Origin of the sequence: Enterobacteriaceae endosymbiont of Donacia proxima, from assembly GCF_012569285.1 — a bacterium.
Lineage (GTDB): Bacteria > Pseudomonadota > Gammaproteobacteria > Enterobacterales > Enterobacteriaceae.
In genome coordinates this window covers 210,388-234,166 of sequence record NZ_CP046198.1, presented here as the reverse complement: position 1 = coordinate 234,166, position 23,779 = coordinate 210,388, and the positions used below count along the sequence as shown (strand labels likewise).

General features: G+C 20.3%; 18 protein-coding genes. 7 read left to right on the top strand and 11 right to left on the bottom strand.

What is annotated here, in order from left to right:
• The first annotated feature begins 2 nt into the window (after window positions 1–2).
• Window positions 3–1,331 (top strand): tRNA lysidine(34) synthetase TilS, encoded by a 1,329-nt coding sequence (gene tilS, locus GJT97_RS01075; protein ID WP_169767657.1) that lies wholly within the window; start codon window positions 3–5, stop codon window positions 1,329–1,331.
• On the opposite strand, the gene GJT97_RS01070 is transcribed toward tilS, so the two are convergent.
• The 3 genes from GJT97_RS01070 to GJT97_RS01060 form a co-directional block, all read right to left on the bottom strand.
• Window positions 1,306–3,057, bottom strand: a complete 1,752-nt coding sequence (locus tag GJT97_RS01070; protein ID WP_169767656.1) for a proline--tRNA ligase — start codon at window positions 3,055–3,057, stop codon at window positions 1,306–1,308. The genes tilS and GJT97_RS01070 overlap by 26 nt on opposite strands.
• Before the next feature lie 25 nt (window positions 3,058–3,082).
• A complete protein-coding gene (locus GJT97_RS01065; RefSeq protein ID WP_169767655.1) occupies window positions 3,083–4,000 on the bottom strand; it encodes a homoserine O-succinyltransferase in 918 nt (305 codons plus the stop codon).
• 103 nt (window positions 4,001–4,103) lie between these two features.
• Window positions 4,104–4,676 carry a NifU family protein gene (locus GJT97_RS01060; RefSeq protein WP_169767654.1) on the bottom strand — a complete coding sequence of 191 codons (573 nt, stop codon included), beginning with the start codon at window positions 4,674–4,676 and terminating at the stop codon, window positions 4,104–4,106.
• Between the two features lie 182 nt (window positions 4,677–4,858).
• On the opposite strand from GJT97_RS01060, the gene GJT97_RS01055 reads away from it, so the two are divergent.
• The 6 genes from GJT97_RS01055 to dapE all read left to right on the top strand — a co-directional run bounded on the left by GJT97_RS01055 (window position 4,859) and on the right by dapE (window position 11,614).
• Window positions 4,859–5,632 (top strand): inositol monophosphatase family protein, encoded by a 774-nt coding sequence (locus GJT97_RS01055; protein WP_169767653.1) that lies wholly within the window; start codon window positions 4,859–4,861, stop codon window positions 5,630–5,632.
• A 106-nt stretch (window positions 5,633–5,738) separates the two neighbouring features.
• A complete protein-coding gene (locus GJT97_RS01050; RefSeq protein ID WP_169767652.1) occupies window positions 5,739–6,011 on the top strand; it encodes a BolA/IbaG family iron-sulfur metabolism protein in 273 nt (90 codons plus the stop codon).
• A gap of 24 nt (window positions 6,012–6,035) precedes the next feature.
• A complete protein-coding gene (clpP, locus tag GJT97_RS01045) occupies window positions 6,036–6,659 on the top strand; it encodes an ATP-dependent Clp endopeptidase proteolytic subunit ClpP (RefSeq protein ID WP_169767651.1) in 624 nt (207 codons plus the stop codon).
• Window positions 6,660–6,747: 88 nt separating this feature from the next.
• Window positions 6,748–8,007, top strand: coding sequence for an ATP-dependent Clp protease ATP-binding subunit ClpX (gene clpX, locus GJT97_RS01040; RefSeq protein WP_169767650.1), 1,260 nt, complete (start codon window positions 6,748–6,750; stop codon window positions 8,005–8,007).
• A 78-nt stretch (window positions 8,008–8,085) separates the two neighbouring features.
• Window positions 8,086–10,419, top strand: a complete 2,334-nt coding sequence (gene lon, locus GJT97_RS01035) for an endopeptidase La (protein WP_169767649.1) — start codon at window positions 8,086–8,088, stop codon at window positions 10,417–10,419.
• A gap of 37 nt (window positions 10,420–10,456) precedes the next feature.
• Complete coding sequence (gene dapE / locus GJT97_RS01030) at window positions 10,457–11,614, top strand: succinyl-diaminopimelate desuccinylase (RefSeq protein WP_169767648.1); 1,158 nt, start codon at window positions 10,457–10,459, stop codon at window positions 11,612–11,614.
• A gap of 17 nt (window positions 11,615–11,631) precedes the next feature.
• Here the strand turns inward: dapE and GJT97_RS01025 are convergent, their stop codons facing one another.
• The 8 genes from GJT97_RS01025 to GJT97_RS00990 all read right to left on the bottom strand — a co-directional run bounded on the left by GJT97_RS01025 (window position 11,632) and on the right by GJT97_RS00990 (window position 23,722).
• Window positions 11,632–12,918: a glycoside hydrolase family 28 protein gene (locus tag GJT97_RS01025; protein WP_169767647.1), complete on the bottom strand. Its 1,287-nt coding sequence runs from the start codon at window positions 12,916–12,918 to the stop codon at window positions 11,632–11,634.
• A 118-nt stretch (window positions 12,919–13,036) separates the two neighbouring features.
• Complete coding sequence (gene lpdA / locus GJT97_RS01020; protein WP_169767646.1) at window positions 13,037–14,461, bottom strand: dihydrolipoyl dehydrogenase; 1,425 nt, start codon at window positions 14,459–14,461, stop codon at window positions 13,037–13,039.
• A 51-nt stretch (window positions 14,462–14,512) separates the two neighbouring features.
• Window positions 14,513–15,985: a 2-oxo acid dehydrogenase subunit E2 gene (locus tag GJT97_RS01015; RefSeq protein WP_169767645.1), complete on the bottom strand. Its 1,473-nt coding sequence runs from the start codon at window positions 15,983–15,985 to the stop codon at window positions 14,513–14,515.
• A gap of 9 nt (window positions 15,986–15,994) precedes the next feature.
• Window positions 15,995–18,664 carry a pyruvate dehydrogenase (acetyl-transferring), homodimeric type gene (gene aceE, locus GJT97_RS01010; protein ID WP_169767644.1) on the bottom strand — a complete coding sequence of 890 codons (2,670 nt, stop codon included), beginning with the start codon at window positions 18,662–18,664 and terminating at the stop codon, window positions 15,995–15,997.
• Window positions 18,665–18,833: 169 nt separating this feature from the next.
• Window positions 18,834–20,753, bottom strand: a complete 1,920-nt coding sequence (gene parE, locus GJT97_RS01005; RefSeq protein ID WP_169767643.1) for a DNA topoisomerase IV subunit B — start codon at window positions 20,751–20,753, stop codon at window positions 18,834–18,836.
• A gap of 123 nt (window positions 20,754–20,876) precedes the next feature.
• A complete protein-coding gene (locus GJT97_RS02230; protein ID WP_169767642.1) occupies window positions 20,877–20,966 on the bottom strand; it encodes a cytochrome bd oxidase small subunit, CydX/CbdX family in 90 nt (29 codons plus the stop codon).
• A 17-nt stretch (window positions 20,967–20,983) separates the two neighbouring features.
• Window positions 20,984–22,132 carry a cytochrome d ubiquinol oxidase subunit II gene (gene cydB, locus GJT97_RS00995; RefSeq protein WP_169767641.1) on the bottom strand — a complete coding sequence of 383 codons (1,149 nt, stop codon included), beginning with the start codon at window positions 22,130–22,132 and terminating at the stop codon, window positions 20,984–20,986.
• A gap of 9 nt (window positions 22,133–22,141) precedes the next feature.
• Window positions 22,142–23,722 carry a cytochrome ubiquinol oxidase subunit I gene (locus GJT97_RS00990; RefSeq protein WP_169767640.1) on the bottom strand — a complete coding sequence of 527 codons (1,581 nt, stop codon included), beginning with the start codon at window positions 23,720–23,722 and terminating at the stop codon, window positions 22,142–22,144.
• Between the last annotated feature and the right edge of the window lie 57 nt (window positions 23,723–23,779).

Below are 23,779 nucleotides of genomic sequence, written 5' to 3'. Positions count from 1 at the left end.
TTATGTTAATAAAAAAAAAAATACAATCAATATTATTTAATTTTAAAAATATACTATTTGCATATAGTGGAGGAATAGATTCTACAGTATTATTATATAATTTAGTAAAATTAAGAAAAAAATATCCTTTTATAATAAGAGCTATTCATATTAATCATAATTTAAATAAAAAATCTAATTATTGGACAAAATTTTGTTTTTCACAATGTAAAAAATTAAATGTATTATTTATACATAAAAATATTTATATAAATAAAAAAAAAAATATAGAAGAATGTGCACGGAAAAAAAGATATCAAGTTTTTAAAAAAATTATAAAAAACAATGAAGTTTTAGTTACTGCTCATAATTTAGATGAACAATGTGAAACTTTTTTTTTATCTTTAAAACGAGGAAGTGGGCCTAAAGGATTATCAGGGATGTCTACAATTAAAATTATTTATAATTTTAAAATATTTCGTCCTTTTTTAAATATAAGTAAAAATGACATAATTAATTATGCTATAAAAAAAAAAATAAATTGGATAGAAGATCCGAGTAATAAAGATATAAAATATGATCGCAATTTTTTACGTAATATTATCTTACCAAAAATAATTAATAGATGGCCATTTTTCCAAAAAACTCTTTTTAGATCAATTAGAAATTGTAGTGAACAAGAAAAATTATTACATAATTTAATTAAACCTATATTAATGAAATTAATTCAGAAAAATAATAGTTTATTTATTTCTCCTTTATATGATTTTGATATGATAAAAAGAAATTTTATTATTAGAAAATGGATAGAATATAATAAATATTATTATATGCCATCTAGAAAATTATTAGATATTATATGGAAAGAAATTATCTGTTGTAAAAATAATAATCCCCATATTAAAATAGGTGAATATGTCATTAGAAAATATAAAAATTATTTATTTTGTATAAAATATTTTCCTAATTTAAAAAAAAATATTTTAATATGGAATAATTCTAAAAAACCTTTAATATTACCTAATAATTTAGGTATATTAACAATTATACATTATAAAAATTATGAAAAAAAACTAATATATATCAGAAAACCAAAAAATAATGAAATTATATATATAAAATTTAATAATCCAATAGAAAAATATTATTTTAATAATTCTAAATATAAAAAAAATATTAATAATATATGGAAAAACTTAAATATTCCTGAGTGGGAAAAAGAACAGATTCCATTATTATTTTATAATGAAAAACTAATTGTTGATTTAGAAAATAAATTAATTACACAGTATGGACAAATTGATGTTCTAGAAAAAAATAATTTTTTTATTTATTTCCAAAAAAAACATTAAAACATTTATTTATTTTTATTTTTTTAAAAATAAAATCTATAATTAAATCAATAGATAAAATCTTTGTAAATCCTGTTTTTCTACATTTATATTCAATATTATTATTTAATATATTGAAATTATTAATTATAATAATATGAGGGATCCCGATAAGATCCATATCAGTAAACATTATTCCTGGATTTTCTTTTCTATCATCTATTATAACTTCTATACCTAATAATTTAAATTTATTATAAAGTAAAAAAGCATTTTTTTTTACTATAGTAAATTTATACATATTAATTGGTATAATAGCTACTAGAAAAGGTGCTAAAAACTCATTTGGCCAAAAAATTCCTTGAGAATCATGATGTTCTTCTATAATAGCAGCAATTAATCGTGATATACCAATACCATAACAACCCATATATATCAATTTTTTTAGTTTTTTTTTGTCATATATATAATTATTCATTAATCGAGAATATTTTGTACCAATTTGAAAAATATGTGCTATTTCTATACTACGTCTAATTTTTGTTAGATTTGTACAACTAAATATTGTATTATTATTTATATAACGAATATCTTGAATATTATTTGGTAAAGTTAAATTAATATCCCAATTTGTATTTATAGAATATTGATCTTTAATATTAGTTTTTATAACAAAATTATACATATTTATTATAGAGTGATCTCCAATAATAGGTATTTTAAGAAAAAATGGATCTATAAAATTTATATTAATTTTAAAAATTTTTTCCACTTCTTTATCAGATAAAATTTTAATAATATTAATATTTATTTTTTTGATTTTATTAATACTTATTTTATAATCTGCTCTTATTATTAAAGCAATAAAAGGATTATGTTTATCTAATATTTTAATAATAATTGTTTTAATAATATTTTTTATCAATACATTAATTTTTTTAGCTAATTTTTCATAAGTTAAACAGTTTTTTACAATTAATAATTTTCTTTTTAAAATTTTTTTTTTATTTATATTAAATTTTTTAGAAAATAAAAAATTTTCTGATTTTTTATTAATAATAAATTTTTTATCTTTAGATAAAGCGAGTAAATTTTCTCCATTTTTAGATAAAATATGAAATTCATGAGAAATATCACCTCCAATAACATTATTATCTGCTTTAACTATTACATAATTAATATTTAAAAAATCAAATATTTTTTTATAAGTTTTTAATACAACATTATATGTTTCTTTTAAAGAATCTTCATTGATATGGAATGAATAACTATCTTTCATTAAAAATTCTTTTGCACGTATAACTCCTAAACGAGATCTAATCTCATCCCTAAATTTAGTTTGAATTTGATAAAAATGAACTGGTAAAGATTTATATGAAGTAATTTCATTACTTATTAAATAAGTAATAACTTCTTCATGTGTTGGACCTAAAACAAAATTATGTTTTTTACGATTTACGATTTTTAATAGTTCTTTACCATAATCATTTATACGGCCACTTTGATCCCATAAATTAATAGGATGTAATATCGGTAATATTAATTCAATAGCGTTTATATTATTCATAAAATAACGTATAATTTTTTTTAAATTATTAATAATTCTTAATCCAGTTGGTAACCAAATATATATTCCAGAAGATAATTTTCTAATAATTCCTGATTTAATCATTAAAGTAAAACTATTTAAATTATTATTATCTATTTTATTTTTAGATGTAAAAAATACATATTTTGTTGTTAACATTACTACCTCTTTAATATTTTATATTTTAAAATTTATTTATATAAATATTTTTTTTTTGATAAAATAAATAATTTAACCAATTTAAAAATAATAAATTACCATGACTTCTCCAATTAATTTTTGGTTTTAATTTTGGATTATTTAAAGGATAATAATTATAAGGTAGATTAGTAAATCTAAGTTTATTTTTTAAATCATTTAAATATTCTTCATTAATTGTTAAAGCATCATATTCTGGATGACCAGTAATAAATATATATTTATTTTTTTGACTAGTAAAAAGATATACGCCTGCTTTTTTAGAAAAAGATATTATGTTCAAATCAGTATAATTTTCAATAAGATCTAATGAAAAATCAGAATATCTAGAATGAGGAACAAAAAAATAATCATCAAATCCTTGAATTAAATAACTATTTTTTAACAAAATTTTATGCTTAAATATGCCTAATAATTTTGATTCATTGATTTTTTTAGGAATTTTATATAATATATTTAATATTGCTTGTACAGACCAACATATAGATAAAATAGAATTTACATGTTCATGAGCCCAATGTATAATTTTTACAAATTCTTTCCAATATCTAATATCAGTAAAATTAATTAATCCTAAAGGTGCACCTGTAATAATTAACCCATCATAATATTTGTTATTAATTTGCTCTAAATGAGAATAATATTTATTAATATGATGAATAGATAAATAATTTAATGATTTATCATCACTTACTGCTAATAATGATAAATCTATAAATAATGAAGAATTAGATAATAATCTAATTATTTGATTTTCTGTATTAATTTTTTTAAACATTAAATTTAAAAAAAGAATTTTAAGTTGACTAGAATACTTTTTTTTTTCTGATTTAGTTAATAGAAATATATTTTCTTGTTTTAAAACATTAATTGCTGGTAATTTTTTATGTACTATAACTGGCATATAATTTTATTCCTTATTTAAATATAAAAGTAATTTTTTAAAAAAATAAATATACACTACTAAAAATTAGTAAAATATTTAAATAAAATAACTATATATTTAGTTAGTAGTAAGAAAATTTATTTTTTTTATGTAAAGTTACATCATGAACACCTTTTATATCAGGAAAATTATTTAATAATTCTTTTTCGATCCAATTTTTTAAAGTTTTTTTACTCATTATACATCCTTGGCAACCGCCATGAAATTCTAATAATACAATATAATTTATTGTAATATTTTTTAATGTTATTGAACCTCCATGATTTAATAATTTAGGATTAATTGTTTCTTTTAAAAAAATATTAACTTTATTTTTTAAATAATTTATATTATTAATATTTTGTGTATTTTTATTTAAAATAATAAAATTTATTTTTTTAGATAAATTATGTTTAATAATATCTATTTTAATATCTTCTAAAAACTTAAAACTATTTTTTTCTATAAATACCTTTAATTTATGAAAATTTAATTTAATATCATTTTCTTTTATTGTTTTAATATTACAAAAAGTTACTTTACCTTTAAATATATTTTTTTTAAAAAAAACTGAAATTTTGATGAATGTATTATTATTTTTTTTAGATAATAATTCTAAAAAATATTCTTGAGCTAATTTTGTAATTTGTAACATAATAAAGTTAATATTTTAAAAATATTTATTTTAAATAATAAACATTTTTTTTTAAAAAACAATATTTTTTATATAAAATATTTTTTATAAAAAAAATATTTTAAATATTAGTTTTTTATTATAAAATAAACAAAAATCTATTATTTAATTATTTAATTCATAATATATATGAGAAATAATACATGCAACCAATGCTTAATATTGCTATACGTATAATTCGTAATATTGGTAATATAATTATTAAAAATTATGAAACTCATAATATCAATATACATCATAATAATTATGATGCTAATATTTTTATAAAAAAAATTTATAAAAATTTAAATAATATGATTACTAAAATATTTTATAGTATATATACACAAAATATTATTATTATATGTAAAGAAAATTTTTTAATTTTTAATTGTAAAAAAACTGTATGGATTATAAATCCTTTAGATGGAATTATGAACTTTTTGAAAAAAATACCTCATTTTTCAATATCTATTGCTATTTGTATAAAAGATAAAACAATAATTTCTTTAATATATGATCCATTAAGAAATGATCTATTTACTGCTATAAGAGGTCGAAATGCTCAATTAAATGGATATAAATTACGTTGTAATAATTATATAAAACAAAAAAATTTATTATTTGCTTTAAATAATAGTTATTTTTTTTCTAATAAAACAAATATTAATTTAATATATTTATTTAAAAAAAATTTAATTTCATTAAGAATTAGTGGATGTATATCTTTAGATTTAGCATATTTAGCAGCAAATAGAATTGATTGTTATATAAATAATAATGTAAAAAATTTTTATTATTTACTTGCTGGAGAATTAGTAGTTAAAGAAGCGGGAGGATTAATAACTGATTTTATCAATAATTATAATTACAGAAATTCTTCTAATATATTAGTTACTAATTCTAGTATCAGAAAATTAGTGATATCTAAGTGTTAGAATCTATTTTATAAAATAGAATTAATTTTATTAAAATAAAAATATTTTATCATTAATAAAAAATATATTTTAAATTATAAAAATTATAAATTTTGGATATATGATAATGATCATAAAAAATATAAAAAATGAAATAATATTTCGATTACAACCTGTATATTTCAAAATTAATGATAATAATCAATCTAAAAAAGAAAAGATGATAAATCATTTAGAAATTATTATTGTAAGTAATAATTTTATAAAACAATCATTAATTACTCGTCATAAATTAATATATCATATTATAGGAAACAAAATAAATAATATTCATTCACTTTCATTATATACTTATACATTAAGTGAATGGGAAAAAATTAAAAAAAATAAAATTTTGTAAAATTATTTTTTATAAAGGATAATAATGTTATATAAAAAAAATAATCAAATTATTAAAAATAATTGTTTTAATACAATACCGATCGTAATTGAAAATACTTCTCAAGGAGAAAGATCATATGATATTTTTTCTAGACTTTTAAAAGAACGTATTATTTTTCTTACAGGTCCTATTGAAGATAGGATGGCTAATTTAATAGTTGCTCAAATCTTATTTTTAGATTCAGAGAATTCTAATAAAGATATTTTTATCTATATAAATAGTCCTGGAGGAATTATTACATCAGGAATGTCTATTTACGATACTATGCAATTTGTAAAATCAGATATTAGTACTTTGTGTATAGGTCAAGCATGTTCTATGGCTGCTTTTTTATTATCTTCCGGTAAAAAAAATAAAAGATTTTGTTTGCCTAATGCCAGAATGATGATACATCAACCTATGGGAAATTATCAAGGACAAGTAACAGATATTGAAATTCAAACTAAAGAAATTTTAAGAATTAAAAATTATATAAATAAACTTATGTCATTACATACAGGAAAATCTATTGAAACTATTGAAAAAGATACAAATAGAGACAAATTTTTATCAGCTCATGAAGCAATAGAATATGGTTTAGTAGATAATATTATTTGTAATAAATAATAATATTTATTTTAACTTATAAGTTATATTTAGATTTAAAATTATAAGATTTATTATTTTATTTATCATAAATAAGATGAGGTTTATAATGACAAATAATAAGGAGAACTCTAATATAATTTTACGTTGTTCCTTCTGTAAAAAATATCAAAATGAAGTTGATAAACTTATATCGGGAAATAATGCTATATTTATTTGTGATAAATGTATTATATTATGTTTTAATATTTTACAAAAAAAAAATAAATACACATTTAAAAATTTTTTTAATAATTCTAAAATAAATACATTAACACCATACAAAATTTTTAATTATTTAAATGATTATATTATTAGTCAAACTAAAGCTAAAAAAATACTTGCAGTATCAGTATATAATCATTACAAAAAATTAAATTTTTATATAAAAAATAATTCTATATTAGAAAAAAGTAATATTCTTTTATTAGGTCCTTCTGGAAGTGGTAAAACATTATTAGCTGAAACATTAGCACATTTACTTAATGTACCTTTTGTTATTACAGATGCTACTACTTTAACAGAAGCAGGTTATGTAGGTGAAGATGTCGAAAATATTATTCAAAAATTATTACAAAATGCTAATTATAATATAGAAAAAACACAACATGGAATAATATATATTGATGAAATTGATAAAATTGCACGTAAAACAGAAAATATATCTATAACTAGAGATGTTTCTGGAGAAGGTGTCCAACAAGCTTTGTTAAAATTAATTGAAGGCACAATAGCATCTATTCCCCCACAAGGAGGACGTAAACATCCTCAACAAGAGTTTATTCAAATAAATACTAAAAATATTTTATTTATTTGTGCAGGATCTTTTTATGGTTTAGAAAATATAGTTTTAAACAGACTTAATTATTCTAGTGGAATAGGATTTCATACAAAAGTAAATAATAATAAAAATAAATTTTTACATAAAAATAATATTTTAGAAAAAGTATTACCTAAAGATTTAATAAAATTTGGATTAATACCTGAATTTATAGGACGTTTACCAATTATAGCATCATTAAAAGAATTAAATAAAAAACAACTAATAAAAATTTTATTAAAACCTAAAAATTCCCTTATTAAACAATATCAAACTTTATTTAAATATGAAAATATTAAATTAGAATTTAATAAAAATGCTATAGAAGCAATAGCAAAAAAAGCAATAGCATTAAATATCGGAGCTAGAGGATTAAGATCTATTTTAGAAAAATCATTATTAAATATAATGTATAATATACCTTCAATGAAAAACATTTACAAAATAAAAATTGATAAAAAAGTTATTAATGATTTATCTGATCCTATTTTTGAATATAAAAAAAATTAATTATTATAAAATAATAATTAATTTTTTACATATAAATCATATATTTTAAATATTTTATGATATTAAAGAGAGAAATTTATGAATTCTAAGAATTCAGAACATATTATGATTTCAGTCTTGCCATTACGTGATGTAGTTGTATATCCTCATATGGTAATTCCTTTATTTATTGGAAGAGAAAAATCTATTCGTTGTTTAGAAGCTGCTATGAATAACGATAAAAAAATTATGTTAGTAGCACAAAAAGAAGCTTTTAATGATGATCCTAATATTAATGATTTATTTAATGTAGGCACAATTACATCCATTTTACAGATGTTAAAATTACCAGATGGTACTATAAAAATTTTAGTAGAAGGTTTAAATAGGGCTAAAATAATAACATTATCAGATAATGAAAATTATTTTACAGCACAAATAAAATATTTAACTTCTCCAATTATAGAAGTTAAAGAACAAAAAGTATTAGTAAAAATAGCAATTAATCAATTTGAAAATTATATTAAATTAAATAAAAAAATTCCTCCAGAAGTTTTAAATTCTTTAAATAATATAAAAGATGCTGCTAAATTAGCTGATACTATTGCGGCTCATATGCCTTTAAAATTATCTAATAAACAATTAATATTAGAAATGTCTGATGTTAATAAAAGATTAGAATATTTAATGACTATAATGGAATCTGAAATTGACTTACTACAAGTAGAAAAAAAAATTCGTGATAGAATTAAAAAACAAATGGAAAAAAGTCAAAAAGAGTATTATTTAAATGAACAAATGAAAGCTATCCAAAAAGAATTAGGAGAAATAGATGATTATCTTGATGAAAATGAAGTATTAAAAAAAAAAATAGAATTAGCAAGAATTCCAAAGGAAGTAAAAGAAAAAATATTTTCTGAATTAAAAAAATTAAAAATGATGTCTCCTATATCAGCAGAAGCAACTGTTGTAAGAGGATATATAGATTGGATCATACAAATTCCATGGAATCTAAAAAGTAGATTAAAAAAAAATTTATTTAAAGCAAAAAAAACATTAGATCAAGATCATTATGGATTAGAATCTGTTAAAGAACATATTTTAGAATATTTAGCAGTTCAAAATAGATCTAATAAAATTAGAGGTCCTATCTTATGTTTAGTTGGACCCCCAGGAGTAGGGAAAACTTCATTAGGAAAATCTATAGCTAGAGCTACAGGACGAAAATTTATTAAAATAGCATTAGGAGGGATTAGAGATGAAGGTGAAATAAGAGGGCATCGTCGAACATATATCGGTTCTATGCCAGGTAAAATTATACAAAAAATAGTTAAAACAGGTGTAAAAAATCCTTTATTATTATTAGATGAAATAGATAAAATATCATATGATATGAGAGGGGATCCAGCATCAGCCTTATTAGAAGTATTAGATCCAGAACAAAATATTGCATTTAATGATCACTATCTTGAAATAGATTATGATTTATCATCTGTTATGTTTGTAGCAACTTCAAATTCTTCTGTACATATACCTCTTCCTTTATTAGATAGGATGGAAGTTATTAAAATTTCTGGTTATACAGAAGATGAAAAATTAAATATAGCAAAAAAATATTTATTACCGAAACAAATTAATCGTAATGCTTTAAAAGAAAAAGAATTAATTATTAATGATGAAATAATTATTGACATAATTAGATATTATACTAGAGAATCAGGTGTTAGAGGTTTAGAAAGAGAATTATCTACATTATGTAGAAAAACAGTAAAAACTATTTTAATAGAAGAAAATGTTAAATTTATTAAAATAAATAATAAAAATTTAAAAAATTATTTAGGTGTCCAAAAATTTGATTATGGCAAAGCAGAAAGTGAAAATTTAATCGGGCAAGTTACTGGATTAGCATGGACAGAAGTAGGAGGAGAGTTATTAACTATCGAAACTGTATGTATACCTGGCAAAGGAAAGTTAATATATACAGGATCTTTAGGAGAAGTGATGCAAGAATCTATACAAACAGCTTTAACTGTAGTAAAAGCAAGAACAAAAAAATTAAATATTAATACTGAATTTTATAAAAATATAGATATTCATGTCCATGCATTAGAAGGTGCAACTCCAAAAGATGGACCTAGTGCAGGAATATCTATATGTACTGCTTTAGTTTCTAGTTTAACTAATAATCCTGTAAAAGCTAATGTTGCTATGACTGGAGAAATTACTTTAAGAGGACAAATATTAGCTATTGGAGGATTAAAAGAAAAATTATTAGCAGCTCATAGAGGAGGGATTAATATTGTTCTTATTCCAGAACAAAATAAAAGAAATTTAGAAGATATACCAAAAAATATTATTACAGATTTAAAAATTTTAACAGTAAAAAATATTGAAGAAGTATTATTATTAACTTTACAAAATAAACCATTTTAATAAAAAAAATTATTTTATTTAATAAAAGTATAATTTTATGTTACAAAAAATAATTAATTTGACTAAAAAACTTGTTAAATGTCCTTCTATTAGTCCTTTTGATGCTGGATGTCAAAATATTTTGATTAAAATACTTAAAAAATTACAATTTAATATTAATTTAATTAATATTAATGATACAAATAATTTTTGGGCTATCCATAATCTTAAATATAAAAGTATATATAATACTTTAGTTTTTGCAGGTCATACAGATGTTGTACCACCTGGAAATATAATAAAATGGAAATCTGATCCTTTCCAACCTATTATACATAATAATATTTTATATGGTAGAGGAGTTTGTGATATGAAAGGTGCTTTAGCTGCAATGATCTTTGCGGCTAAAAAATTTATTTTAAGTTATCCTCATTATCATGGTTGTTTAGCTTTTATTATTACTTCAGATGAAGAAAGTAATGCGAAAGATGGAACTATAAGAATTATTCAAAAATTATTAGAAAATAAAGAAAAAATAGATTTTTGTGTTATAGGTGAACCTACAAGTAATAAGATTATTGGAGATAATATTAAAAATGGAAGAAGAGGTTCTTTAAATATCCAATTAGAAATTATAGGTATACAAGGACATGTAGCATATCATAATTTAGCTAAAAATCCTATTCACATGGTAATACCATTACTGAATGAATTGATTTTAAAAAAATGGGGTAAAAATAATAGTTTTTTACCTGAAACTAACATGCAAATTACAAAAATTCATTCTAATATACAAAATCATAATATAATTCCAGGAAATATTATAATTTATATAAATTTCCGTTTTAATAATGAAATAGATCATAAAAATATATTAAAAAAATTAAATTTTATGCTTAAAAAATATATTTTAAAATTTAAAATAAAATGGGAATTATCTGGAAAACCTTTCTTAAGTAATTATAAAAATGAAAAAAAAAATTTAATAAATATAGTTAAAAAAAGTATTTATTCTATTAATAATTTTAATCCGACATTAATTAATAATGGAGGTACTTCTGATGGGCGTTTCATTATAAAAACAGGAGCACAAATTATTGAATTAGGTTTAAATAACTCAACTATTCATAAAATTAATGAACATGTACATATTAATGATTTATATATTTTATATAAAATATATTATCAAATCATAAAAAATATTTTTTTAAATTAAAAAATTATTAATTTTATTTAAGAAATAAATTTTGTATTAATAATATTAATATTATATTTATTATAAATTAATATTTTTTCTGGTTTTTTTAATCCTTTAAAAATACAATTTTTTAAAAAAATATTATCCACAATAGATTTTTTAAATGTATTAATATTAAATATTTGTAAACAATGTTCTACATTTATATCAGAAATAAAAATATTTTTTACAATAGGTATAAAATTACCTTTATCTTTTTCATCATATAAATAATTTATATTTAAAAAATAATTCTGAATAAATTTACTATTTATATTTTTAATATAGATATTGTTTATAACACCTCCTCGTTCTGCATTATTTTTAATTTTAAAAAAAGATTCAATTGTATTATTAATACTACAATTTTCTATAAAAATATTTTTTATTTTACCTGAACATTCACTGCCTAATGTAATAGCACCATGTCCATTATACATTTGGCATTTTTTTATTATAATGTTTTGAGAAGGAATATTTATTTTTCTTCCGTCATTATTTGTTCCTGATTTTATTGCTATACAATCATCTCCTGTATAAAAAATATTATTTTTAATCAAAACATTATTACAAGATTCAGGATCACATCCATCATTATTAGGTCCTAAACTATTAATTTTAATATTTTGAATAATAATATTTTGACTTAATACTGGATGTATTTCCCACATAGGAGAATTTATAATATGAATATCTGAAATAAGAATATTTTTACATAAATATAATTGAATAAAATTTGGTCTAAGAAAATGATTAATACCGAAAATCCTATTCTTAATAGGAATATTATTTTTATTCATATTTTTCAACATTTTAACATCATTGTTTTGTAAGTGATTACCGTTTACATCATTTTTCCAAGACCACCAATTATAAAAATTTGCTTGTCCATCTAATATACCATTACCTGTTATTGCAATATTTTTTTGATTATAAGCATAAATTAATGAAATATAATTAATACATTCTGTTCCTTCCCATCTAGTAAATACATTATAATATTTGTTAGGGTCAGTATAAAATTTTAATATAGTATCATTTTGTAAATGTAAATTTACATTACTTTTCAAAATTATTGGACCTGTATAAAATTCTCCATTTGGGATAATAACAATCCCTCCCCCATTACCATTACAATCATTAATAGCGTTATTTATAGCATATGAAATATCATCTTTTTTATTAAAAGATTTTATATATTCTATAACAAAATATTTTTTTTTATTAAAAAATGGAACTTTTATTTGATTTAAAATATAATTTTGTTTTTTAGAATTATACATATAATATTTATATTTAATTAATATAATTAATTATATTATAATTATAAATAAAATAATAATATTTGATATTAATCATTTTTTACTAAAAAAATTTATATTAATTTTAAATTAAATTTTTTTATTTATTAAAATTTTTTATGTTTATAACATCTGTTGCCGTTTCTGTATATACTTCTGCTGCTATACCAATAGATTCATAAAAGGTAGGATGTGCATGTATAGTTAATGAAATGTCTTCTATATCGCATCCCATTTCAATTGCTAAACTTATTTCTCCTAATAATTCTCCTGCATTATGTCCAACAATACTCCCTCCTATAATCCTATTAGAATCTTTTTCTATAATTAATTTTGTTAAACCATTTTCTGCATTAGAAGATACTGCTCTACCTAATGCTTTCCAAGAAAAAATAGAACTTTTATAATTTAAATTATTTTTTATTGCATTTTTTTCTGTTATTCCTGTCCAAGCTATTTCTGGATGAGTATAAGCAATAAATGGGATTACCTTAGGAACAAAATAATGTTTTTTCCCTGAAATTACTTCTGCAGCTAAATGTCCTTCATGTATTCCTTTATGAGCTAACATAGGATATCCAACAACATCTCCTACTGCATATATATTAGAAATATTAGTTCTCATCTGATTATCTACATTAATAAATCCAGAATCATTAATAAAAATCTTATTAAATTTTTTATTTATAAAATCAGAATTTGGTTTTCTACCAATTGAAACAAGAATTATATCATATTGTTTTGAATAAATAGATTTATGATTATCACTAGTCATTTGTACTTGTAATAAATCTTGATTAGTATCTACTGATATTATTTCAGTTCCTAATATAAAATTAAATTTATTTTTTATATCTTTTTTATAAATATCAATAATATCATTATCTAATTCTGGTAAAAAAGTATTTGAAATATCTATTATATCTATTTCAGAACCAAAAGATTGGTAAATTGTTGCCATTTCTAAACCAATAATTCCACTTCCTATAATCATCATTTTTTTAGGAATTTTTTTTAAATTTAATGCATCTGTAGAATCCCAAATTCTTTCATCCTTATAAGGAAGATGTGGTAAAACTATTGGTTGAGATCCAGTTGCTATTATTGCATTTTTAAATAAAATTTGTAAATTATTATTATTAATAACATTTAAACAATTTTCTGTTTCTAAAAAACCCATACCATTAATAATATTAATATTACGTTTTTTTGCTAAAAAATCTAATCCATTATTTAATTTATTAATTACATCTTGTTTCCAATTTATAATATTATTTAAATTTATTTTAATATTATTATTAAATATACCTTTTTGAAAAAAAAATTTATGTTCTTTTATAATTTTAGCTATGTTTAATAATGTTTTAGATGGAATACAACCTACATTTAAACAAACTCCACCTAATTGTTTATAATTTTCTACTATTATAGTTTTTAATCCTAGATCACTACAACGAAAAGCGGCAGCATATCCTGCAGGACCTCCACCAATTACAACTACTTCAGTTTTTATTTTATTATTCATATTAATCTCTATTATTAATAATTTTTATTATACATAATATTTTTTTAGAAATTACATTAATATATTTCTAATATCAGATATTAAATAACAAATATAATTTAAAAAATTAATACCTTCTACTCCATTAATTACACGATGATCATATGATAAAGATAATGGTAACATAAGTTTCGGTAAAAATTTATTTTCTTTCCATATTGGTTTTATACTAGCTTGTGAAATTCCTAAAATTGCTACTTCTGGAGAATTAATTATAGGTGTAAAAAAATTTCCTTTAGATTGGCCAAGATTAGATATTGTAAAACATCCTCCTTTCATATCATTTGGATGAAGTTGATTATTTTTTGCTTTATAAGAAAGATTAATTATTATTTGAGATAAATCGTGAATATTTTTATTTAAAACATCAAAAATTACTGGAACTAACAAACCTTGTTTTGTATTAATTGCTATGCCAATATTAAAATATTTTTTTATTATTAAAGTATCATTATTTTGTGATAAAGAAGAATTAAAATTAGGATATTTTTTTAATGCACATGCACAAATTTTAATTATAAAACTTAATAAAGTTAATTTAACATTTTTTTGTTTTTGATTAAATTCTTTATTTTTTTTGATTCTAAATTTTTCTAAATTAGTAATATCAGTTTCTATATGTTGTGTAACATGAGGAATATTTTTCCAATAATTAGATAAATTTTTACTAGAAATCTTTTGTATATTATTTAAATTAATTTTTTCACATTCACCAAATTTTTCATAAATAGAAAGAGGATTTTGAATATCATGATTTTTTATTATATTTTGATTTTTAATATATTTTAAAATATCTTCTTTAAGAATTCTATTTTTTAATCCACTTGGTTTAATTTTTTTTAAATCAATATTAAATTTTCTTATCATTTTTCTTATAATAGGAGAAGTATGTATATATGTTTGTATAATATTTTTAAAAAATTTCTTTTTAATAAATGTTTTTATTATATTTTGTTTTTCTTCTTTTAAAGAAGGATTAATATACATAAATATATCGTTTTTATATATATAGTCATTAATTTTAACATTAATTTTATTAATAACTCCTGAACATGTAGAAGCTATTTCAAACTTATTTATATCATTTTTAATGATAATTAAAGTCTGATTTTTTTTAAAAAAACTATTTTTTTTTACTAAAATAGCAAAAATTTTCATTTTTTTTGTACCAATATCAGGAATAATTAATTTTGTTAATTTTATTTTTTTTTGATCTAATATTTCTTTATTATTTTTAATAATATTAGGAATTTGATTATTTGATAATTCTAAAATAATATCTCCTTTATAAATTATATCACCTATAGAAATTAAAATTTTTTTAATTATACCTTCATAATTAGAAGGTATTTCTATAGAAGTTTTATCACTTTCTACTGTAATAATTGATTGTTCTTTTTTAATAGAATCTCCTTCTTTAACTAAAATATCAGTTACTTTCATTTTCTCAATTCCTGTATCAGGAAGTATTATTTTTGTATACATATTCACCTTTTAGGAATTTCTTGGATTATGTTTATTTATATTAATGTTATTTTTTTTAATAAAATGTAAAATTAATTTTAAACTAATAAATTTTAAATCAAATAATATATTTAATATAGCTAACACTATATATATTTCATTAATTTCAAAAAAATCACGTAAATTTTTTCTACTATCGGAACGACCAAACCCATCTGTACCTAATACTAGGTAATGATTTGTTGGTATATATTTACGAATTTGTTCCGCAAAATTTTTTATGTAATCTGTAGCAGCTACTGTAGGATAATTTTTCATTATACTTGTAATATATGGAATACGATTTTTTTCAGAAGGATGTAATAAATTCCAATGATCACAGTCTTGTCCTTCTCTCGCAACTTCAGTAAAAGAAGTAACACTAAAAATATCTGAATTAATATTATATTCTTGAAATAATATATTTGCTGCTTTAAGCATATTACGTAATATTGCTCCTGAACCTAATAATTGAACAGTAATTTTATTTTTACTACTATTTATAGTAGTAAGTTTATATATACCCTTGCAAATACCATATTCATTTAATGGATTCATAGATGGCATATCATAAGTTTCGTTCATAGTAGTAATATAATAATAAATATTTTCTTGTTGTTTTCCATACATTCTTTGTATACCATTATTAATAATAACAGCTAATTCATAAGCATATGTAGGATCATATGATATACAATTAGGAATTGTTAAAGAATAAATATGACTATGTCCGTCTTCGTGTTGCAATCCTTCACCATTTAAAGTAGTACGTCCAGAAGTTGCTCCGATTAAAAAACCTCTTGCTTGTTGATCTCCAGCTGCCCAACAAAAATCTCCAATTCTTTGAAAACCGAAAATAGAATAATAAATATAAAATGGTATCATAGGAAAATTATTAGTTGAATAAGATGTAGCAGCAGCTAACCATGATGCAAAAGCACCAGATTCATTTATCCCTTCTTGTATTATTTGTCCTTTTATATCTTCTTTATAATATGTAAATAATGATTTATCTTGTGGAGTATATTGTAATCCATTTGAATTATATATTCCTATTTGTCTAAATAATCCTTCTAGACCAAATGTACGTGCTTCATCAGCTACAATAGGAACTATTCTATTACTAATATTTTTTTTTCTTAATAAGATATTTAATATACGTAAAAATACAATTGTTGTAGATATTTTAATTTGTTCTTTTAATAAAATTTTAAAATCATTTAAATTAGGTAATATTAATTTTTCTGTAAAATTAATTCTTCTATATGGTATATATCCACCTAATTTTTTACGTTGATCATGTAAATAATTATATTCTAGTGAATTTTTACTAAAAGTAATATAAGGTAATTTATATAAATCTTTATCACTTATAGGAATATTTAAATTATCACGTATATATTTTATTTCGTTAACATTAATATTTTTGATTTGATGAGCAATATTTTTGCTTTCAGCTATTTCTCCTAAACCAAATCCTTTAATTGTATGAAATAATATAACTATTGGTTTATCATAAATAAGATATGCTTTTTTAAAAGCTGTATAGATTTTTTTTGGATCATGACCACCATATTTTAACTTTTCTATATCTTTATCAGTAAGATTTTTAACTAAATCTAATGTTTCTGGAAATTTTCCAAAAAAATTTTTTCGGATATAAGATCCATTTTTAGAATTAAAATTTTGGAAATCTCCATCTGGAGTATTATTAATTAATTCAATTAATTTACCAGTATTATCTTTAATTAATAAATTTTCCCAACTATTACCCCATATAACTTTTATAACTTTCCATCCAGCTCCTTTAAAAATATTTTCTAATTCATTAATAATTTTACCATTACCATATACAGGACCATCTAATCTTTGTAAATTACAATTTATAATAAAAATTAAATTATTTAATTTTTCTCTTGAAGCTATATTTAATACTCCTTTTGATTCTGGTTCATCCATTTCACCATCTCCTAAAAATGCAAAAATTTTTCTATTTTTAGTTTTATATAATTCTCTATTTTCTAAATATTTAAGAAATTTAGCTTGATAAATTGCAGCTATTGGTCCAAGTCCCATAGATACAGTAGGAAATTGCCAAAAATTAGGCATAAGTTTAGGATGTGGATAAGAGGACAATCCTTTACCAGATATTTCTTGACGAAAATTATCTAAATGATAAACATTTATTCTTCCTTCTAAAAAAGATCTGGCATAAATTCCTGGAGAAATATGTCCTTGAAAATAAATAATGTCTCCATGATCATTATCATTAGATGCTTTAAAAATATGATTAAAACAAACTTCATAAATATATGAAGAAGATTGATAAGATGCAATATGGCCACCTAAATCTAATTTTTTTTTAGAAGCCCGTAAAACAATCATTATTGCATTCCATCTAATAAAAGATCTAATCTTTTTTTCTAATATTAAATTTCCAGGATACATTAATTCTTCTTCTTTTGAAAAAGAATTAATATAATCTTGATTATTATTATCTAATATAATGTTCTTTTTATTAAGATGTGTTATTATTGTTTTTATTAAAAATTTAGCTCTTTCAATTCCTTCTTCTTTTATAACAGAATCTATTGATTGTATCCAATCATTTGTTTCAATTGGATCCACGTCATTATAATATAACAAGTACTTATCTGACATGGTTATTATTCCTTATTGTAAATTAAAAATTATAAAATATTATATAAATTATAATTAATAATGAATAATTATATTTATTAAAATTTAAATATATATAACTATTATTATTTTATAAATTTTTAATAATTTTTATTATGAAAATTGATAAAATAAATTTTTAAAAAAAATTTTAAAAATCTATCATTGTTGATATATCACCTTTTTTTTGTAACCATTTACGACGATCTTCTGCTCTTTTTTTAGCTAATAACATATCCATTATTGCAAATGTTTTATTAATTTCTTTTTTATCATTATTAATAACCAATTGTATTAATCTACGACTATTAGGATTAAAAGTTGTTTCTCTTAATTGGGTTGGATTCATTTCACCTAAACCTTTAAATCTTTGTATATTTATTTTTTGTTTATTATTTTTATAATTATATTGTTCTAATATTTTTTTTTTTTCATTTTCATTTAAAGCATAAAAAATTTGTTTATCTAGATCTATACGATATAAAGGAGGCATTGCTACATAAATATGTCCATTTTTTACTAACGGTAAAAAATGTTTTATAAATAAAGCACATAATAAAGTAGCGATATGTAATCCGTCTGAATCTGCATCAGATAAAATACAAATTTTATTATATCTTAATTTTTTTAAATCTTCATTATTAGGATAAATACCTATAGCTAAAGAAATATCATATATTTCTTGTGAAGATAAAATTTCTTCAGAATTTATTTCCCAAGTATTTAAAATTTTTCCTTTTAATGGCATAACAGCTTGAAAGTTTTTATTTCTTGCTTGTTTTGCTGATCCTCCAGCTGAATCTCCTTCTACTAAAAAAAGTTCAGTTTTTTTTGTATTATGAAAAATACAATCTGATAATTTACCTGGTAATATTGAATTTGTATTATAATTTTTTTTTTTAATAAATTTTTTAGACGCTCTAATACGTTTTTGTGCATTTACTATAAAAATATTAATTAAAAGAGTTCCTATTTTAAAATTTTGATTTAACCAGATAATAAAAGAATCTCTTATTATATTTGCTACAAAAACAGTACATTGTCTAGAAGCTAGACGTTCTTTTGTTTGTCCTGTAAATTGAGGATCTTGAATTTTTACAGATAAAACATATGAACATTTATCCCAAACATCTTCCCCTAATAATTTTATATTTCTAGGTAACATATTATGAAAATTACAAAAATAACGTATTGCATCTAATAAACCTAAACGTAATCCATTAACATGTGTACCACCAGAAGTAGTAGGAATTAAATTAACATAACTTTCTGTAATAAAATTATGATTATTTTCTGATATCCAAAATAATGCCCAGTTTAATTGTTTAATATCATTAACATGTGATCCTACAAAAGGAGTACTAGGAATAGTAGTAATATTTTTTACTGAACTAGTTAAATATTCTAATAAACCATTTTTATAATTCCAACAATAATTATCTTTAGTATTTTTATTTTTAAAATATACAGTTAAACCTGAACATAAAACTGCTTTAGCTTTTAATAAATTTATTAAATGAGTAACTAAAAATGTATGATGTTCAAAAAAACATTGATTCGGCCAAAACCTAATTTTTGTTCCTGTTTTTTGTTGATTTAAATTTTTATAAAATTTAAGATTTTGAATTTTATATCCATTTTCAAAAATAATTGTATAAATTTTTTTTTGTCGAAAAATATTTACTTCCATTCTTTTTGATAATGCGTTTACAACAGAAATACCAACACCATGTAAACCACCAGAAAAATTATAATTTTTATTAGAAAATTTTCCTCCGGCATGTAAACGACATAAAATAAGTTCAATAGCAGGAATACCTTCTTGAGAATGTATTTCAATAGGCATACCTCTACCGTCATCAATAACTTCTAATGATTGATCTTGGTATAAAGTTACAAAAATATTATTTGCATATCCAGCTAAGGCCTCATCTACACTATTATCTATTACTTCTTGTGCTAAATGATTAGGTCTAGTAAGATCTGTATACATACCTGGACGACGTCTTACAGGATCTAAACCTTCTAAAACTTCTATAGAATCTGCATTATATTGATTTAAATGGTTCATTTTTTATTAATTATATAATAATTTTATATTTTAAATATAAAAAAAATCCATTTTTAGTCAATTACTTTTAATAATTTTTTATTATTATCTGACATTCTTTTATTCAGAAAATCAGATAATTTTTTATATGTTTTTATTTTCTTTATTTAAAGTTATAAAAATAGTTAAAATACATGAAAATAATACTCCTATTAACCATATTAAATACCACATATTATATCCATTATTTATTAATAATAAAAATTAGATTTTTTTTTAATTTCTTTTCTATCAATTTTAAAAAACATTTTTTGATAACACCAAATAGTATACATTAAAATAATAGGCATAAATATAATAACTATATATAACATTATTGTTAATGTTAATGTACTTGACGTAGAATTCCAAATAGTTAAGCTTTGCATATATTTTATACTTGAAGGAATAATAAAAGGAAACATTATAATTCCTACAGTTATAACTGTACTAATAATATTTAGTATTGAAAAAATAAAAGTAAATATTAATTTTTTAAATATAGATGATAACATCATTAATAAAGAAAAAATTATACTTAATAAAGGTATTATATATAAGTATGTATTTTTTTTAAAATTATTAATCCATGCATACTTTTCATAAGTAATATTATTACTACTTATAAAAAATTTATTTACAATATTATTATATAATATTGAATTAATTTTATATCCTTTTGTATAAATTGTAATACTCATAAATGATAATATAAAAAAAATTATTAATAATATAGAAAATAATTTTAGAATTATATTTAATCGATAATTTATAATATCTTCTTTAATTCTTATTTGTAAAAAAGATGCAGCATGATTAATCATAATTATGATTATAGTCAAACTAATCAATATACTTGATAAATCAAATAAATTTAAAAAATTTCCTTTAGAAAAAATATGATAATATTTATCCATATAAAATGGGACACCTTTAAATATATTACCTAATGCTATACCGATAATAAAAGGAGGTATGATACTTCCTATTGATATAAATATATCACATATTTTTTGCCATATTTTATTTTTAATCTTAGAACGATATTCAAAACCTATCGGACGTAAAAATAAAGATATTAATAATAATATTATTGGAATATAAAAACAAGAAAATATAGTTGCATAAACAATAGGCCATGCTGCAAATAGAGCAGCCCCAGTTGTAATTAACCAGACTTGATTTCCATCCCAATGAGGAGCAATAGTATTTATCATAATTCTACGTTCAATATTATTTTTTCCAACAATAAATAATAATATACCTACTCCCATGTCTATTCCATTAGTAATTATAGAACCTGTCATTAATACACTAATTATTAATGACCAAATTATACACAAAATTTTATGATTTAACATTTAAATAACCTAATTTACATTTTTATGTAAAATATTTTTTTGTATTTTTTTTTCAAAAAAATAATTACCGGTACCTAAAATACTAGGTCCTATACTAGATATTCTATATATTAGAAATAATTCTATCATTAATAAAATAGTATAAAAAATAAAAATTATAATTATTGAAAATAATACTTCTATTAATTGTAGCGAAGATCCCGCCATATATGTTGGTAATATTTCTTGAATAGCCCATGGTTGCCTACCATATTCAGCAACAAACCATCCAGATTCAGATGCAATCCATGGTAATGGAATTGAATATAAACATATTTTTAATAAATATTTTTTTTTTTCAATATTATTTTTTATAATACTAAATATAAAAACTAGTGTTAATATACTAAATAATAATACACTAGATAATACCATAATCCTAAAAGAAAAAAATAAAGGACTTACTAATGGTATAGATTTTTTAGCTACTTTTTTAATTTGGATATAATTTACATTATTAATATTTTTATAATATTGTTTAATTAAAAATCCATATCCTAAAAATTTTTTATTTTTATTAAAAATTTTTATATTATCTGATTGTAAATTTCCATTTTTAATTTTTTCAAGAGCAATTAAAGCTTTTAAACCATTTTTAATTTTTAATTCATTTTCTTTAATTAAGTCTTTTATACCTAAAACAGGTAAATAAGAAGATCTTGTAGCTATTATACCTAATAAATAAGGAATTTTTATAGAATATTTGTTTAATTGTTTTTTTTGGCTAGGAAAACCTATTAAATTAAACGATGCTGGAGGTTTATGTGTATCCCATTCAGCTTCAATAGCCGCTAATTTAATTTTTTGGTTATTACCCAATTGATATCCTGATTCATCTCCTAAAATTATTACGGATAAAATAGAAATTAGACCGAAACAAGAAGCGATAATAATAGATTTTTTTGCAAATTTAATATCTCTTTTTTTTAAAAGATAATAAGAACTAATTCCAATAATAAACATGGATCCTGTTGTATATCCCGCTGTTATAGTATGTACAAATTTAACTTGTGATATAGGATTAAGAATTAATCTCCAAAAATCATTCATTTCCATACGCATATTATGATAATTAAAAAAAGATGCAATTGGATTTTGCATCCATCCGTTAGCGATTAAAATCCAAAGAGCAGAAAGATTAGAACCTATTGCAACACACCATGTTACAAATAAATGCTGTAGTTTATTTAAACGATCCCATCCTAAAAAAAATAAACCAACAAATGTAGATTCTAAAAAAAATGCTACTAAACCTTCAATAGCTAATGGTGCACCAAAAACATCACCTACATAATGTGAATAATATGCCCAATTTGTTCCAAACTGAAATTCCATTGTTAAACCTGTTACTATTCCTAATGCAAAATTAATACCAAATAATTTACCCCAAAATTTAGTCATATCTCTATATATTTTTTTTTTAGATAAAATATATATTGTTTCCATAATAGCTATTAAAAAAGATAATCCTAATGTTAAGGGTACAAATAAAAAATGATACATTGCTGTTAATGCAAATTGTAATCTTGATAAGTCAATAATATTTAACATTATTAATCCTTATTTAATTTTAATATTATTAGTTATTGATTTTTATTATTTTATTTA